This window comes from Streptomyces sp. KM273126 (assembly GCF_004337435.2).
GTDB classification, from domain to species: domain Bacteria; phylum Actinomycetota; class Actinomycetes; order Streptomycetales; family Streptomycetaceae; genus Streptomyces; species Streptomyces acidicola.
This window is the reverse complement of sequence record NZ_SJXB02000002.1, coordinates 2,699,201-2,713,564: the sequence shown is the minus strand read 5'-3', so window position 1 is coordinate 2,713,564 and position 14,364 is coordinate 2,699,201. Positions and strand designations below refer to the sequence as shown.

The 14,364-nt window shown below is 67.5% G+C and carries 15 protein-coding genes; 7 read left to right on the top strand and 8 right to left on the bottom strand.

Going from position 1 to position 14,364, the window contains the following annotated elements; translation table 11 throughout:
- Nucleotides 1-96: 96 nt before the first annotated feature.
- Complete coding sequence (locus E0500_RS42725; protein WP_131560463.1) at nucleotides 97-399, top strand: hypothetical protein; 303 nt, start codon at nucleotides 97-99, stop codon at nucleotides 397-399.
- Nucleotides 400-520: 121 nt separating this feature from the next.
- Here E0500_RS42725 and E0500_RS42720 read toward each other — a convergent pair whose 3' ends face one another.
- The 3 genes from E0500_RS42720 to E0500_RS42710 form a co-directional block, all read right to left on the bottom strand.
- On the bottom strand, nucleotides 521-1,576 hold the full coding sequence (locus E0500_RS42720) for a hypothetical protein (RefSeq protein ID WP_131560465.1): 1,056 nt from the start codon (nucleotides 1,574-1,576) through the stop codon (nucleotides 521-523).
- Nucleotides 1,577-2,110: 534 nt separating this feature from the next.
- Nucleotides 2,111-3,049 (bottom strand): zinc-binding dehydrogenase, encoded by a 939-nt coding sequence (locus tag E0500_RS42715; RefSeq protein ID WP_131560467.1) that lies wholly within the window; start codon nucleotides 3,047-3,049, stop codon nucleotides 2,111-2,113.
- A gap of 91 nt (nucleotides 3,050-3,140) precedes the next feature.
- Entirely contained in the window at nucleotides 3,141-4,022 is an 882-nt protein-coding gene (locus E0500_RS42710) for an SDR family NAD(P)-dependent oxidoreductase (protein ID WP_131560469.1), read from the bottom strand.
- Between the two features lie 126 nt (nucleotides 4,023-4,148).
- On the opposite strand from E0500_RS42710, the gene E0500_RS42705 reads away from it, so the two are divergent.
- Nucleotides 4,149-4,772 carry a TetR family transcriptional regulator gene (locus tag E0500_RS42705; protein ID WP_131560471.1) on the top strand — a complete coding sequence of 208 codons (624 nt, stop codon included), beginning with the start codon at nucleotides 4,149-4,151 and terminating at the stop codon, nucleotides 4,770-4,772.
- Between the two features lie 27 nt (nucleotides 4,773-4,799).
- On the opposite strand, the gene E0500_RS42700 is transcribed toward E0500_RS42705, so the two are convergent.
- From E0500_RS42700 to E0500_RS42685, 4 genes are all read right to left on the bottom strand, one after another.
- Nucleotides 4,800-5,615: an SDR family NAD(P)-dependent oxidoreductase gene (locus E0500_RS42700; RefSeq protein WP_220141526.1), complete on the bottom strand. Its 816-nt coding sequence runs from the start codon at nucleotides 5,613-5,615 to the stop codon at nucleotides 4,800-4,802.
- A 181-nt stretch (nucleotides 5,616-5,796) separates the two neighbouring features.
- Entirely contained in the window at nucleotides 5,797-6,918 is a 1,122-nt protein-coding gene (locus E0500_RS42695; RefSeq protein WP_131560473.1) for an LLM class flavin-dependent oxidoreductase, read from the bottom strand.
- Nucleotides 6,919-7,041: 123 nt separating this feature from the next.
- Nucleotides 7,042-8,196 carry an LLM class flavin-dependent oxidoreductase gene (locus tag E0500_RS42690; RefSeq protein WP_131560475.1) on the bottom strand — a complete coding sequence of 385 codons (1,155 nt, stop codon included), beginning with the start codon at nucleotides 8,194-8,196 and terminating at the stop codon, nucleotides 7,042-7,044.
- Between the two features lie 50 nt (nucleotides 8,197-8,246).
- Nucleotides 8,247-8,741: a flavin reductase family protein gene (locus tag E0500_RS42685; RefSeq protein ID WP_309505324.1), complete on the bottom strand. Its 495-nt coding sequence runs from the start codon at nucleotides 8,739-8,741 to the stop codon at nucleotides 8,247-8,249.
- A 431-nt stretch (nucleotides 8,742-9,172) separates the two neighbouring features.
- On the opposite strand from E0500_RS42685, the gene E0500_RS42680 reads away from it, so the two are divergent.
- The 4 genes from E0500_RS42680 to E0500_RS42665 are packed head-to-tail and all read left to right on the top strand — an operon-like array spanning nucleotide 9,173 to nucleotide 11,884.
- A complete protein-coding gene (locus tag E0500_RS42680) occupies nucleotides 9,173-9,661 on the top strand; it encodes a nuclear transport factor 2 family protein (RefSeq protein WP_220141525.1) in 489 nt (162 codons plus the stop codon).
- On the top strand, nucleotides 9,658-10,572 hold the full coding sequence (locus E0500_RS42675) for an enoyl-CoA hydratase-related protein (RefSeq protein WP_220141524.1): 915 nt from the start codon (nucleotides 9,658-9,660) through the stop codon (nucleotides 10,570-10,572). The genes E0500_RS42680 and E0500_RS42675 overlap by 4 nt, the downstream gene beginning before the upstream one ends.
- Entirely contained in the window at nucleotides 10,569-11,345 is a 777-nt protein-coding gene (locus E0500_RS42670; protein WP_131560477.1) for an enoyl-CoA hydratase-related protein, read from the top strand. The genes E0500_RS42675 and E0500_RS42670 overlap by 4 nt, the downstream gene beginning before the upstream one ends.
- Before the next feature lie 32 nt (nucleotides 11,346-11,377).
- Nucleotides 11,378-11,884, top strand: coding sequence for a nuclear transport factor 2 family protein (locus tag E0500_RS42665; protein ID WP_131560479.1), 507 nt, complete (start codon nucleotides 11,378-11,380; stop codon nucleotides 11,882-11,884).
- A gap of 12 nt (nucleotides 11,885-11,896) precedes the next feature.
- Here E0500_RS42665 and E0500_RS42660 read toward each other — a convergent pair whose 3' ends face one another.
- Nucleotides 11,897-12,592, bottom strand: a complete 696-nt coding sequence (locus E0500_RS42660; RefSeq protein ID WP_131560481.1) for a TetR/AcrR family transcriptional regulator — start codon at nucleotides 12,590-12,592, stop codon at nucleotides 11,897-11,899.
- A 113-nt stretch (nucleotides 12,593-12,705) separates the two neighbouring features.
- Between E0500_RS42660 and E0500_RS42655 the strand changes: the two genes are divergently transcribed.
- Nucleotides 12,706-14,364 (top strand): class I adenylate-forming enzyme family protein, encoded by a 1,659-nt coding sequence (locus tag E0500_RS42655; RefSeq protein WP_131560483.1) that lies wholly within the window; start codon nucleotides 12,706-12,708, stop codon nucleotides 14,362-14,364.

Genomic DNA, 14,364 nt, shown 5'->3' with positions numbered 1-14,364 from the left:
CCCCCGCCGCCTTCGTGCGGCGGGGGCTTTCTCGCGTCCAGGGGGTTGTGCGTTTACCACCGCCTCCACCTCCCCGATGACCGGATCGCCGCTGTCGTGCACGCCCACCTGACCGCACGTGACTGCCTGCCCGGAGGGCACTGGGTGGACGCCGGATATCCAGGCGCCGCTCAGATCGTGGCCGCCCGCACCGAGTACGGCATCGCCCTGCACGGGGCGGTCGCGGCGAGCACCAGCACACAGGTCGGCACGGGAGGCGGCTACGACCAGGAGGCGTTCAGCATCGACCGGGCAGAAAAGAAGGTCACCTGTCCCGGCGGCGCCACGAACACCCACATGGAGCGACCGGCTCTCCCAGCAGGGACTGCCCGTGATCCGGGTGCGGTTCTCCATGCTTGACTGCCGTCCTTGCCCGGTTGCGGGACCGGCTGCTGTTCGCGCTGCTGCCGGACACCGGGGGGCGGATCGGCGAGGCCCTGGGCCTGCGGCACGAAGACATCGAGCCGGCCGAGCCGAGGCTTTACCCGATCGGGGCACCGGACGGCACCGGGGCCTTTCCCGTGCCGCCGTCGAGCCGCTCGCGCTGGCATGCGAGCAGGACGCCCATCGGCGCCAGCGCCAAGGGCAGGAGCACGAGCGCTACCGCAACCGGGGTGATGATGACGAGGACGCCGGTGACCCACACGTTGTCCCCGGTGGTGGCCAGCATGAGCAGCCCCGCCCAGTGCGCCACGTACGTCCCGAGCCACTTCAGCACCATGAAGGCGACGGCGACCGCGAGCGCACTCAGCAGACAGATCCCGGTGGTGCGCAGACGTGCCGTACGGGTCAACGTCCAGGAACGGCGCATCGCTGCCGTCGCCGAGGAGTTGTCCGCCACCCGTACGGTGGTGGCCAGTGAGAAGCGGGTGAGGAGGACGAACCCGAGCGCCCAGATCACGACGGGCAGGATCCGGCCCACCAGGATGAACTGCACGGTCGCGGGATCGTGGTACGTGGGCCACACGACCCCGGGCACCATCTCCAACTCGACGACAACCAGGACGAGCAGGCCCGCCAGTCCCGGGACGAGGGCGCACACCAGGGTCAGCAACTGGACGCGGAGGGCGGCCCCGAGGTGCGGACGGGAGCGGCGCCACAGCGCGCGGAGGGTGAGAGCACCGGGGGCCGTGGCAGCGCCTGTGCCCGCCGCCGCGCGTTCCCGCGCGTACGCGACGGTGACGGCCTGGGCGGTGAGCAGCCAGGCGATCGAGACCATGGCGACGAGGAGCAGCAGCGGGTACACGCAGAACGCGACCTTGACGAGGCTGTCCCACTGGTCGGCGTACGCGACGTAGGAGTCCTCGTATTCAATGGCGAGCTCCGCGGCTCTTCTGGCTTCCAGGAAGAGGCCCCACGACGCGGCGAACGCGCCTGCCACGATCGCCCCTCCGACAAGCAGCGCCGCCGCGCCGGCCAGGGCGGCGGAGCCGAACACGGGGCGCCGATTGCGGCCGGTGATCCGCAGGGCCTCGGCCACGACGGGGGTGCCGGCCCAGCGGTCGTCCGAGCTGATCACAGGACTGCTGCCCGTCATGCCGCACCCTCTCTGTTCATGGGCCTGTGGACGGCGGCGTACGAGCGGTGCCACCACTGGGTGGCGTAATCGACCATTCTAGCCGCTGTCAGCGCCGCGCCCATCGCCTCCCGGTGGCGGAGGACCCCGCCCGGCAGCCCGCCGGAACGTCAGCAACGGTTTGCCGTCCGCGCCGCTTTGGCGGGGCCGCCAGCCTCGAAGCACAGTGTGATGCTGTCAATGTCACGCTGTCAGTGAAGGACTGTCTTCGACCAGGCTTCATCTGTCGCGGTAAATGTCGGATTTACTGCGGCGGGAGCCCCTACCGTGATCATCGCGCGTCCATCCAGCCGCTCTTGGATGCCGTGGCTGGCTACACGATGCGCCAGGTCCTTCACGTGGAGATCTACCAGTCCGAACCGGAACACCGGCCCCAGGACCTCGCCGATGCCCTCCGCCCAGTCCGCGCCGCGTCGGCAACCTCAACCGTTGACTCCGGGAGCGAAGCGCTTAGGTCACCGGTCACCTGAAGGTTGAGAAGGGAGCGTGTGGGGCTCAGTCGTACAGGACGACGAGTCGGCCGATGACCTCTCCGCGTTCGAGCTTGCCGATGCCGTCGCCGATCTGGTCGAAGCCGATGTGAGTGATGCGGGACGTGACCTTGCCGTCGGCGATGAGCTGGAGGACCGCTTGGCAGTCCTCGGGAGTACCCGCCTGGGAACCGATGAGCATGACCTGGTTGAGGGTAAGTGCCTGAAGGTTGATGGTCCCTTCGCCGACGCCCAGACCCACCAGCACGACGCGTCCGTCGCGCCGTACGGCTTCCACCGCCGCGTTGGTCGTGGTGCCGAATCCGGCGAAGTCCACGATGACGTCGAGCTTCTTGTCGGCGAATGCGGCCATGTCCGCCGCGACGTCCGTGACACCGAGGTCGCGGGCGAACGCGTGCACCTTCTCGTTCTTCTCGACTACGAAGACTTCGGCACCGACGGCGAGGGCAATCTGAGCACCCAGCGAGCCCAGCCCGCCGAATCCGATGACACCCACCTTGGTGCCGGCCGTCACAGCTCCCTGCACGATCATGGCGTGGTAGGAGGTGAGCCCCGCGTCGGTCGCGGCGGCCGCCTGATCCCACGCGATGCCGTCAGGCAGCGGGATCGCCAGGTTCTCGCGTACCGCGACCTTGGGCTGGAAGCCGCCGTTCGACGAGGTGCCCGGGCCTTCGATCGCGGCGGGCACGGCGACTCTGTCGCCGACGGAGAAGCGACGGGCACCGGGTCCGGTGGAAGCGACGACGCCCGCGATCTCGTGCCCGAGGGTGATCGGGCGGAAGGGGAGCAGAGAGGCCAAAGTGCCGTCGAGGAATCCGACGTCACTGTGGCACAGACCGACCGCCTTCACATCGATCACGATCTCCCCCGTGCCCGCTTCGGGTTCCGGGATGTCGTTGCAGGTGAGGGGCTTCCCGACCGCCGTGAACTGCCACGCCTTCATATGCGTTCCTTTCTCGTCCACCGGTCCTCGGTGACGGTTCGACCACCGAGGACCGGTGAACCTTGTGCTGATCTCCGGCCGCTCGTTCCGGTTACGCGGAGTCGTGCTTGGCGGCGGCGGAGAAGTTGGGGTCGACGCCGGTGACACCCATGGCGGTGAACGCCTTCCCGACGACGGCGCCCATGTCGAGGTGGGAGACGGAGGTGATGCCGCCGTCGACGGCGATGTGCTGGCCGGTGATGAACGCGGAGCGGTCGCTGGCGAAGAACAGGGCGGCGTTGGCGAGGTCGCGGGGCAGACCACCGCGGCCGATCGGGTGCAGTTCCCCGAGCGGCTCCTTGAGTGCTTCGACGAACGCCGGGTACTGCGAGGGATCGAGGTCGGTCCCCTTCGCCATGATCGGTGTGAGGATGAGGCCCGGCATGATGACGTTGGAGCGGATCTTGTAGGGGGCCAGTTCGTGAGTGGCGGTCCGGGCGACCTGAAGCACTCCGGCCTTGGCCGCGTCGTACGACACCGAGGACAGGCCGGCCTGGATACCGGCGATGCTCGACATGGAGACGATGCTGCCTCCGGTGCCCTGCTCCTTCATCCGGCGGCCTGCGTACGTGTGGCCCAGGACCACCGAACGGAGCAGAAGGTCGGTGGTCCGGGTGAAGCCGTCGGGGTCGAGGTCGAGGAGCCCGCTCTGCTCACCGAGGGCTCCGGCGTTGTTCACCATGACATTCAGCCCGCCGTACTGGCTCACGGCGCGGGCGATGAGCGCCTCCACGTCGGCCGCCACCGTGACGTCGGTGTGCTGGAAGGTGACGTCGTCACCGAGTTCCTTGTGCAGGGCGTGACCGGCCTCGTCGTCGATGTCGCCGACGACGATCCGGGCGCCCTCCTCCAGGAAGACGTCCACGATGCCACGGCCGATGCCGCTCACCCCTCCGGTGACGACGGCGACCTTGCCGGTGAGTTCCTGTGCCATTCCCGCGTACCTCCTTGGACGGCGGAAGACTGCCGGGCCCGGCCGCGGCACCCGAGCCGTCCACCCTGGTCAGACAATAATAGTACTTGGTTCCGAAATTCATCCGAGTGGTGAGGACGCGCTGACATGACCCAAGCCAGGCGACCCCGGGGACGACCGCCGCTGTCCTCGCGTGAGAAGGTCGAGGCGGTGGCGATCGAACTCTTCCTGGAACACGGCTACTCCGGGACCAGCCTCGCGACGATCATCGAGGCCTGCGGCGTCAGCAAGACGACGTTCTTCCGCTACTTCGCGTCGAAGTCGGAGATCATCTGGTACGCCTTCGACACGCACACGCGCCACCTGCGCCGACTGCTGGCGGAGGCGGACTCGTCCCAGCCGGCCATGACAGTGGTCCGGACATGTGTCGTGGACGCCTTGCGTGCTTCCATCGACGAGCGTGGAATCTGGATGAAACGCTTCATCATTCTCGACAGCTCCCTCGAGCTCAGGCCCGAGGGGTCGACCCAGTGGACCAGTTGGGCCGATGCGGTCAGCGAATACGTGGCCGGGCGTCTGGGCGTGAGCGAGCGCGGCCTGGTGCCGGCGAGCATCGGTGGCGCTGTCCAGGCCGCTTACCTCGCCACCCTCCGCGGCTGGCAGACCTCCTCGAAGCCTGCCTCCGAACTGCTGCTCGAACTTGACGCGGATCTCGCGCCACTGTGCGACGTGCTCCAGGGGTGGCTCGACCGGCAGGGACCACGTCGGTGAACCGCCGTGCAGCCGCACTCACAGAACTCAGCGGACCGAGATCAGACCGCCGTCCACCGGGATGAGCTGACCGGTGATGAAATGGGACGCATCGCCGGCGAGGAAGACCAAGACGGGCGCCAGGTCCTTCGCCGGGTCGCCGAACCTGCCTCCGAGCGGGATCTGCTCGGCCGTCTCCTTGTCGTGCGCGGCAAGCGCCTCGGGCGAGAGCGCTTCGCGGAACTTCTCGTACATGGGGGTGACCACATACGGAAGGACGGCGTTGACCCGGATTCCAGCGGGGCCCCAGTCGCGGGCGACGCTGCGGGTCCAGGTGTGGACCGCGGCCTTGGTGGCGCCGTAGACGGCGTTGTTCCGCTCCGCGGTCAGGCCCGATTCCGAGCCGAAGTTGATGATCGCGCCCGAGCCGGTCTCCTTCATCAGGGAGAAGGCCGCCGCGTTGGTGTGAACGGTGCCGAAGAAGTTGATGCGGAAGATGGTCTCCAGCAGGTCCTGCGGAACGTCATGGGCGGGGGCGTGGCGCTGGATGCCCGCGACATTGACGAGGACGTCGAGCCCGCCCATGCGGGCGGCCGCCTGGGCGAAGGCGGAGTTCACCTCCTCGCGGACGCCGACGTCGGCACGTGCGAAGGTGACCGATCCGGGACCGGCCTTGGCGGCTTCTTCGGCCACCCTGAGGCCGGTTTCCTCGTTGATGTCGAGGGACGTCACGGTGGCGCCCTCGGCCGCGTAGGCGCGGACCACGGCTTCCCCGATGCCCTGTGCACCGCCGGTCACGATGATGCGTTTGCCTGCGAGCTGCATGTGCTCTTCCGTCTCCTCACGCTGGTTGCGTGTCCTCATCGTCGTGTCCTCTTAGCCGTGTCCTCATCGCCGTGTCCTCATCGTTCGTCATCGCTCAGAAGCGATCCCTCTGAAGCGGGGGGCGGACGCCGAGAACCCCTTGCGGGCGGCATCACCCGTGTGGCGGTTGGCGACATGGGTGATGCCGCTGTCGACGACGATGCGCCGGCCGGTGATGACGTCAGGCCGTGGCTGCCGTACCGACGGGCCGGACGCAGGGCACGACCTCCTTGGCGATCCGGTGCATGGACTCGATCCACGGCTTCGGATCGTCGATGTAGTCCTGGGTGTTCAGGACGATCTCGCCGAAGCCGCCGATCCGCTCGTTCATCTCCTCGGTCTTGCGGATGACCGTCTCGGGAGACCCGCACAGCCACACGTGCTCAGCGATGAAGTCCATGTCGACGTCCGACACGTCGATACCGGTGCCCGAGTCGTCGATGTACCCCTGGAGAATCCCGAACCGCTGGTAGATCGGCACGAGGTATTTCTCCCAGCAGTGGCCGAGGCCGCCGTTGATGGCACGCTTCCTGGCCTCCTTGTCGGTGTCCGCGACAAAGATGTCCCGGCAGATGCGGAACCGATCCCGGTCCAGCGGGTGCCCGTTTGCCGCCGTGCCCTCGGCGTACGTGTCCCAGTGCGAGCGGGCCACGTCGACGCCCCCGAAGAACGAGATGGGCGAGAAGCCGTTCTCCCCGGCATAGCGCATCGACGACGAGTTGTGCGACAGCGCTGTCACCGCGATCTCCAGGGCCTCCGATCCGCCCCAGGGGGAGAAGTCCGGCATGACGTGCTCCTGGTGGCCGTCCTCGGCCGAGGGCTCCTCCTCGGGGAAGCCGCCGGTAAAGAACCGGCCCTCATAGTGGAACGGCTCGCGCTTCCAGACCTTGCGCATGATCTCCAACGCCTCGTCCCGGCGGGGACGCGCCTCGGACAGGTCGGCCGCCTGCCCCCGGATGATGGCGTCGCGCGGATAGGCTCCGGGACCTATCCCGAGGAAGTAACGGCCCTTCAGGACCCGCGAGAGCCAGCCGACCTGGATGGCCAGGGAACCGGGCTGATGCAGTCCCAGGAGATGCGCCATCGGGGCGAAGCGAATTTGCTCGGTCTCCCGGGCGCAGGCGCCGATGATGATTTCCGGGTTCGGCACGCTCTCCCAGCCCTGGGTGGCGTGCTCACCTATCATGAAATCGGTGAAGCCGGCTTGGTCGGCCTCCCGTGCCATGAGGACCGAGTAGTCGAATACCTCGCGGGGCGTGCGCTCGGGGCGCATATACGGAACGTTGAAGATGCCGCTCTTCATGGTCTGCTGCTCTCCTTTGAACCCGCGAACCCGGCCTCGTCCAAGGCGTGGTTCTGCGCTTGACCACAGTTGTCCTGCACGCGGAAGAGTCACGTTTCCGCCCATGGGCGGACGCTCTTTCCGCTAGACCAGCGTTCCTTCGCTGTCCTTGCTGGAGAATCGAGGGGCGACTTCCTCGGCGAACCGGATCAGTTCGTCGTTGTTGCGGCCCGGTTCCAGATGTCCCTGGCCGAACATGAGGAAGCACTCGTTGAATCCCAGGCGGTCGTGGGCCTGCTCGATCTGCCGGGAGATGTCATCCGCGGTGCCGATGAGCACATTGGGGAACTGCTGACCGTGGGGGATGAACCACTTGTCCCAGAACCACCGGTGCTCGGCCTCCAGTTGGGCGGCCTGCTCCTTGTCATCGGTCAGGATGAGAAAGCCGCCCCAGGCCCCGATTTCCTCGCGGGGCACGTCGCGCCCGGCCTTCTTCGCCGTCTCGGAGTAACGCTTCCACAGCGCCTCGCAGAAGTCGAGATCTGTGGCGAAAACAACTTGCTTTCCGCCCTCGCGGGCCCACATGTCAACGGTTCGCATGCTGTAGGCGAAGGCACCGTAGACCTTTGGGTGCGGGTTCTGGAAGGGGCGCGGGGCGATTCCGATTTCCTGGACCATGCCGTTCTCGTCCATGCCTCTGCCGAATTCCCTGTACCCGGGGTGGCCGGCCGAGCCGCCCTCCGGGGGAAACTGCCAGTACTTGCCCTTGTGGCTGAAGAGTTCGTTCTCCCACGCCTTCTTCAGTACCTGGACGGACTCCTCGAAGATCTCGCGGTTGGTGGCGTCCTGGTCGTCGCGGGCCTTGGCGTGCTGGACGTTGGTCGCGCCGATGCCGCGGATCGCGGCGTAGGAGTCCACCCAGCGCGCGTGGTAGCCGCGGGTGAAGCCTACGATGAGCCGCCCCTGGAGGATGTGGTCGAGCGTCGCGATCTCCTCGGCGACCCGGACCGGGTTGTGCGTGGGCAGGACGTATCCCAGGATCCCGGCGCTCATGCGCTTGGCGTGCGACCCGACGAACAGCCCCCACATACCAGGGTGGTTGGTGATCTCGAAGCCTTCGATCTGCAGGTGATGCTCGGGCGAGCAGTAGCTGGCGTAGCCCAGTTCGTCGGCGAGCCGGACATAGCCCTTCACCTCTTCGAGGTACCGCTGGTACAGGTCAGGGCGCTGCCCCGCCATGCCCTGCTCGAGTTCGTGGCGCCGACCGATCACACCGGTCTGCATGAGGTGGAATTTCACCGGTCCGTCTCCTTGTGTCTCTCGTGGCGGGCGATGGCGTCCACCCGGGCTCACACGGCGACGAGCTGCCGGAAGCGGCTGCCGTGGAAGACCAGCGGCGCGCGCTCGGGCTCGGCGCGCAGGGCGTGGATGGCCAGCAGGACGATCGCGTGGTCCCCGGCCGGAAACTCCTGGTGGATGGTGCAGTCGAACCAGGCCACCGCGCCGTGGACAAACACCGCACCGTCGGTGTTGCTGCTCCACTCGACCCGCGCGAACCGGTCCCCGGTCTTCTGGGCGAGGGTGCGGCAGGTCTCGTTCTGGTCCTGGGCGAGCATGCTGACGCCGAGTCGGCGCAGCCCGCGCAGTCGCGGCCAGGTGGTCGAGGTGTTCTGCACGCACACCGCCGCCAGGCTGGGCTCCAGGGAGACCGAGGTGAACGAACTCGCCGCGATACCGACCGGCTTGTCACCCTCCATCGCGCAGATGGCCGTGACACCGCTGGGGAAGCACCCGTAAGCGCGCTTCAGCAGCTCCGGGTTTCCGGTGTTGGGTTCCAGATCCACCCTGTGCCCCTCTTCTGTGAGGTGGGTACTCCGCAGGCCCTTCGCCACCCGCCGGCCCACGTGGAGGGTTCCTGGCGTTCCGCGGGATTCGAGTGAAGGAGTCGGTGGCTACAGGCAACGCCGACTGTGTGCGGTATCGCCAAGCTATCTACGCCAACGTAAACCGTCAACACTCTCGTAAATTGATCTTGAAGATGCTCCACCGCAGCTCACAGGCTTCTCAAGCAGTGCGTCGAAAGCGTTGACCGTTTACATGGACGTAGATAGCATCCACGGCACGCCGTTCCGGCAAGGCGGCGACAGAGCGACCGAGGACGAGCCGGGACCCGTCAGGCGGCTCATGGTCCTCCCCCACGACTCCCTCACTCCGACACTCCGACCCGACCCGCCCGTGCGAGAGCACCCGGGCGATCTGGAGGATGACGCAGAGGATGACGCAGATGACGCAACAGGACGAGGCGACGGCCGCGCTGGCCGATCTGGTGGAGACGGAGAAGATCCACCGGCTGCTGTTCGACTACGCGTACCACCTCGACATGAACCATCCGGACGAGATCGCGGCCCTGTTCACCGAGGACTGCTACGTCTCCTACGGACCGGGCTTCGGTGCCGAGGGGCGTGCCGCGTACCGCGAAACCCTGAGCGGGATCGGCAGCTTCTTCGCCGCGACCAGCCACCATGTGTCGAACATCGTGGTCGACTTCGACCCGGACCGGACCACCGCGACCGTGCGGTCGGTGCTCCACGCCTGGCACAGGTACACCAAGGACCGCCCGGACGGGCACTTCTTCGGCCAGTACCACGACGAGTTGGTCCGTACGGAGAAGGGCTGGCGCTTCGCCAGGCGCGAGCTGCGGGCGTCCGGCGTGGTGGACTTCCACGTCAAGAGGCAGATCCCGATCGGCCGGGCGGTCTCGTGACGGCCTCGTCGGAGCCGGGCGGCACGGGGCCTCCCGCGTCCGGCGGGGGCGGCGCGGGCGGCGCGGGCGGCGTGCCGGGCTACCGCAACATCCGGGTCGAGCACCGCGGCCCGGTGAGCTGGATCGTTCTCGACCGGCCCGAGAAGGCCAACGCGCTGTCGAACGAGATGCTGGACGAGTTCTCCGACGCCCTGGACAGACTGGCCCGCACCGGTGGCCCGGTCCTCGCCATCCGCGGCGCGGGCAGGGGGTTCTGCTCCGGGTACGACATCGACCAGGTCGGCAGGACCGTGGCCGCGCCGGACCCGGTCGCCGACCGCGAACGGCTGGCGCACAACGTCAACCGCTACCTGGCGATCTGGGATCACCCGAAGCCGGTGATCGCCGCGGTGCACGGCTACTGCCTGGCCGGCGCGACCCAGCTGTGCGTGTTCACCGACATCACCGTCGTCACCGAGGACGCCCGCATCGGCGAGCCCGCGCTCCCGCTGGGCGGCGGCTACATCGCCCCGCTGTGGGCACCGCTCGTCGGCCCCAAACGCGCCAAGGAACTGGCCTTCGTCCCCGGCAACACGATCGACGGAAGGACGGCGGTCACCTGGGGATGGGCCAACCACGCGGTGCCCGAGGAGGAGTTGATCCCGACCGTGGAGACGATGGCCGCCCGTATCGCGCGCATCCCCTCGGACGTGCTGCGCGTCAAGAAGCTCTCGGTCAACCGCGCCATGGAGGCCATGGGCGTACGCACCGCCGCGGCCGGCGTCCCCGAGATGGACGCCCTGCTGCACCTGTCCCCGTCGGTGGCCCAGATGCGCGCCTGGATCGGCGAGGTCGGACTCAAGGAGGCCATCGCCTCCTTCCGGCGCGATCCCGAGGCCACACCCGAACCCATCGGAAAGGACGCACCGTGAGTTCCGGAGTCGAGTTCGTGAAGGACGGCCATGTCGCGCGGGTGGTCCTGGACCGTCCCGAGGCACTCAACGCGATCACCCCGCAGATGGACGACGCGCTGTTCGACGCCTGGACGGAGATCAACGACGATCCTGACATCTGGGTCGCGGTCCTGTCCGCCACCGGCGAGAAGGCGTTCTGCGCCGGCGGGGACGTCAGCGGGGCCGCCGAGGGCCCGAGCCGGCGCATGGCCCTCGGCGGGGGCCTCACCGGCGTCGGCGGTCCGCTGCTGATGCTGCGCAAGCCGCTGGTCGCAGCCGTGCAGGGCTACGTCATCGGCGGTGGGTTCGAACTGGCCATGTGCGCGGACGTTATCGTCGCGGCCGACACGGCCCAGTTCGGCATGCCGGAGACCAAGGTAGGCATCATCGGCGAAGCCGGCATCATGCACCGGGCCATCCGTCAGCTTCCCCACCACATCGCCCTGGCCATGATCCTCACCGGCGAGCGCATCCCGGCCGCGGCGGCCGAACGCTACGGTCTGGTCAACGAGGTCGTCGGCTACCCGGACCTCATGGAAGCCGCCGACCGCTGGGCCCAGAAGATCGCGGCCGCCTCGCCGCTGGCAGTGCAGGCAGCGAAGGAAGCGGTCCTCTCCCGGGTGGGCTGGCCGCTGGAGGTCGCCCTGGCGACCCGCTACGAACCCATCGAGGCCTATGCCTCCACCAAGGACCGCCTGGAAGGCCGTGCCGCCTTCGCCGATCGGCGCGCTCCCCGGTGGCAGGGCCGCTGACCGTCATGGAACCGCTCACGAAAGGTGTGGAGATGAGTGATCTGGAATCCCGCATCCGCAGGCTGGAGGACCGTGCCGCCATCGAGGACCTGGTGATCCGCTACTTCCTCGCGGCCGACGACAACGACCTGGAGACCCTCGGATCGACATTCGCGCCGGATGCCGAATTCCTCATGGGCGGCGGCTTCTCGGGCGGCTCGGACCGCGAGTCGATCGTGCGCTTCATCAAGGAGGACCGGGCCACCATGGGGGTCACGGTCCACACCCAGAACTTCACGCTCCTCACCTTCCACGACGACGACCACGCGGACGGTGTCGTCGGCGCCCATCTGGAGCTGGCACGCGGCGGGACGACGGTCTACGGCGCGGTGCGCTACCTGGACGACTATGTCCGTGCGGACGCGGGGTGGCAGATCAAGCGCCGCGAGCTGGCCGTCCTCCATGTCGGGCCGTGGGAGGACGTCGCCACCTCGCTCACCGCCGAACTGCGTTCCCGCTGGCCGGGGCAGAAGCCGGTGGCGGCCGATCTCCCCCGGTAGCCGGCCGGAAGGTCACGGCTCGCCGCGCCGCAGACCGTCGAAGAAGACGGCCGAGAAGGTCTCGACGGTCTGCTCCAGCGAATATTTCCGGTCGCCCGGCTTGAACCAGCGGTGGGTCCAGTTCACCATTCCGAAGAGTGCTTTCACCACCAGGGGCACGGCCAGGTCCTCCCGGAAAGTCCCCTCCCGCACCCCCGAGGTGATGATGTCCGTGACAATCGATTCAAATCGGCGGGTCTTCCGCGCCATTTCACGTGCCCAGGGCGTCGACTGGAATGCGACCTTCCCCATGTCTTCCTGGATGTAGACATACACATAGGGGTAGTTCGCCACATACGAAGTAATCTGCAACTCGATGAGGAGGCGCAGCTTCCGATGGGCATCCATATCCATGTCCGCGATCCGGACGGCCTCGGCGAGATTCTCGTCCAGCACCTTTTTCGCGGTGGCCTGGAAGACCTCCTGGAACAGCTCTTCCTTGCCTGAGAAGTAGTAGTAGATGGCCGCACGGTCGGTGCCGAAACGGGCGGCGATGTCACTGAGCGTCGCAGCCTCGTAACCTTTTTCCTTGAACACGTCACCGGCGATTTGCAGCAATTCTCCACGTTTCGCCAAGTAGGCGGCGCCGCCTTCTACTTGAGCGCTCTGCCGACGCTTACTCAGACCGCTGTGCGACGTTTTCGGGGTGCGTTTGGCGGGCGGACTCATAACGCGGAGCCTACCACCGCCGGGAGTGCGTTCATCGGGGGTCCGGGCGGAATGAATCAGAACAGCCAGAGCATAAGGCTGAGTTTGGGCGACATCGACGGGCGGAGATCGGCATGACGGAGAATGTTCGGTGGACCGAGGTGTTGTGCGTCGGCGACCTTCTGGTGCGGGCTGCCCATCGGCACCCCGGTCGCGACGCGCTGGTGCTTCCCGGTGTGCGGTACGCCTACGCCGAGTTGTACGAGCGTGCCGAGCGGACCGCACGAGGACTGGTCGCGCTCGGTATCCGCCCCGGAGAGCATGTGGGGCTACTCGCGTCGAATGGCGTCGAGTTCGCCGAAGGGCTGTTCGCCATCTCGCTGATCGGTGGGGTGGTCGTTCCGCTCAACGCCCGCCACAAGGCCACCGAGCTCGGTTACATCATCGACAACAGCGATCTCGTCGCCGTGCTGACCACCGCCGGTGCCGACCAGTACGTCGACTTCGCGGCGGTACTCAAGGAAGCCCTGCCGTCACTGGCCACCGCGAAGGTCCCGACCCGGCTGAGCCTGCCCGAGGCTCGCGGGCTGCGCGCGGCGGTGCTGCTGTGCGGTGCGGACCGGGCTGGATTCCTCGACCGCGCCGCGTTCGACCGACTCGCCGCCGACGTCGATCCGCGAAGGATTCTCGAACTGCGGCGCCGCGTCCGCGTCCGCGATATCGCGGCGCTTCTCTACACATCCGGCACAACCGCGAACCCCAAGGGCTGTCTGCTGTCGCACGAGGCCATGACCCGCGGTCCGGTGGAACGGGCCCGTTTCCGGCTCGGCACCGGTGACCACGATGTCACCTGGGCCGCCGGACCGCTTTTCCATATCGCCGCCCTGTCGCCTTTCCTCGGGTCGATCGGCAGCGGCGGGACATTTCTCACCGATGTCCACTACGAACCCGGCAGGGCCCGGGATCTGCTGGTCCGCGAGGGCGTCACCGTCGCCTTTCCCTGGTTTCCGGCAATCATTCAGCCGCTGCTCGACCATCCCGCATTCGACCCGACGGAGCTCCGGGCATTGCGATCGGTGTTCCTGATCGGCCCCAGCGTCCTTCTGGAACGCGTGCAGTCCGCTCTGCCCGAGGCCGAACTCATCGCGGCGTGCGGCATGACCGAGACGGCCGGCATCTATGCGCTCAGCGACCGGACCGACTCGATCGAAACGCGCGCCACGGCACAGGGCAGACCCTACTCCGGAATGGAGATCCGCATTATCGACCTGGAGACCGGAGAGGGCGCCGAAGTCGGCGTGATCGGCGAGCTACTGGTCCGTGGCTTCTGCGTCACCGACGGGTATTACCACGATCCGGAGGCGACCGCGGCCGCCTTCGACGAGGGCCGCTGGCTGCACACCGGCGACCTCTACAGCTGGACTCCCCAGGGCCAGGTGGCATTCCACGGCCGGCTCAAGGACATGCTGAAAGTCGGCGGCGAGAACGTCGCCGCCCTAGAAATCGAGTCCTTCCTCGCCCGGCACCCGGCGGTGCGGTGCGTCGAAGTGGTCGGCGCCCCCGATCCCCGGCTCGACGAAGTGCCGGTGGCCTTCGTCGAGGTCCGCGACGGGTACACGGTCACCCCGGAGGAACTGATGGAGTTCTGCCGGGGCCGTATCGCCCGTTTCAAGATTCCCCGCGCTGTCCGCTTCATCGAACCCGGCGGCTGGCCGATGTCCACCACGAAGATCGACAAGCGGGCTCTGCGCCGCATGCTGAACGAGACGGAATCGGAGCTGACACACCCGTGA

Bases quoted from the DNA above. Each gene is read 5' to 3' on its own strand.
- E0500_RS42720 (WP_131560465.1), bottom strand. From the start codon at position 1,576: ATGACGGGCAGCAGTCCTGTGATCAGCTCGGACGACCGCTGGGCCGGC.
- E0500_RS42715 (WP_131560467.1), bottom strand. From the start codon at position 3,049: ATGAAGGCGTGGCAGTTCACGGCGGTCGGGAAGCCCCTCACCTGCAAC.
- E0500_RS42710 (WP_131560469.1), bottom strand. From the start codon at position 4,022: ATGGCACAGGAACTCACCGGCAAGGTCGCCGTCGTCACCGGAGGGGTG.
- E0500_RS42705 (WP_131560471.1), top strand. From the start codon at position 4,149: ATGACCCAAGCCAGGCGACCCCGGGGACGACCGCCGCTGTCCTCGCGT.
- E0500_RS42700 (WP_220141526.1), bottom strand. From the start codon at position 5,615: ATGAGGACACGCAACCAGCGTGAGGAGACGGAAGAGCACATGCAGCTC.
- E0500_RS42695 (WP_131560473.1), bottom strand. From the start codon at position 6,918: ATGAAGAGCGGCATCTTCAACGTTCCGTATATGCGCCCCGAGCGCACG.
- E0500_RS42680 (WP_220141525.1), top strand. From the start codon at position 9,173: ATGACGCAGATGACGCAACAGGACGAGGCGACGGCCGCGCTGGCCGAT.
- E0500_RS42665 (WP_131560479.1), top strand. From the start codon at position 11,378: ATGAGTGATCTGGAATCCCGCATCCGCAGGCTGGAGGACCGTGCCGCC.
- E0500_RS42660 (WP_131560481.1), bottom strand. From the start codon at position 12,592: ATGAGTCCGCCCGCCAAACGCACCCCGAAAACGTCGCACAGCGGTCTG.
- E0500_RS42655 (WP_131560483.1), top strand. From the start codon at position 12,706: ATGACGGAGAATGTTCGGTGGACCGAGGTGTTGTGCGTCGGCGACCTT.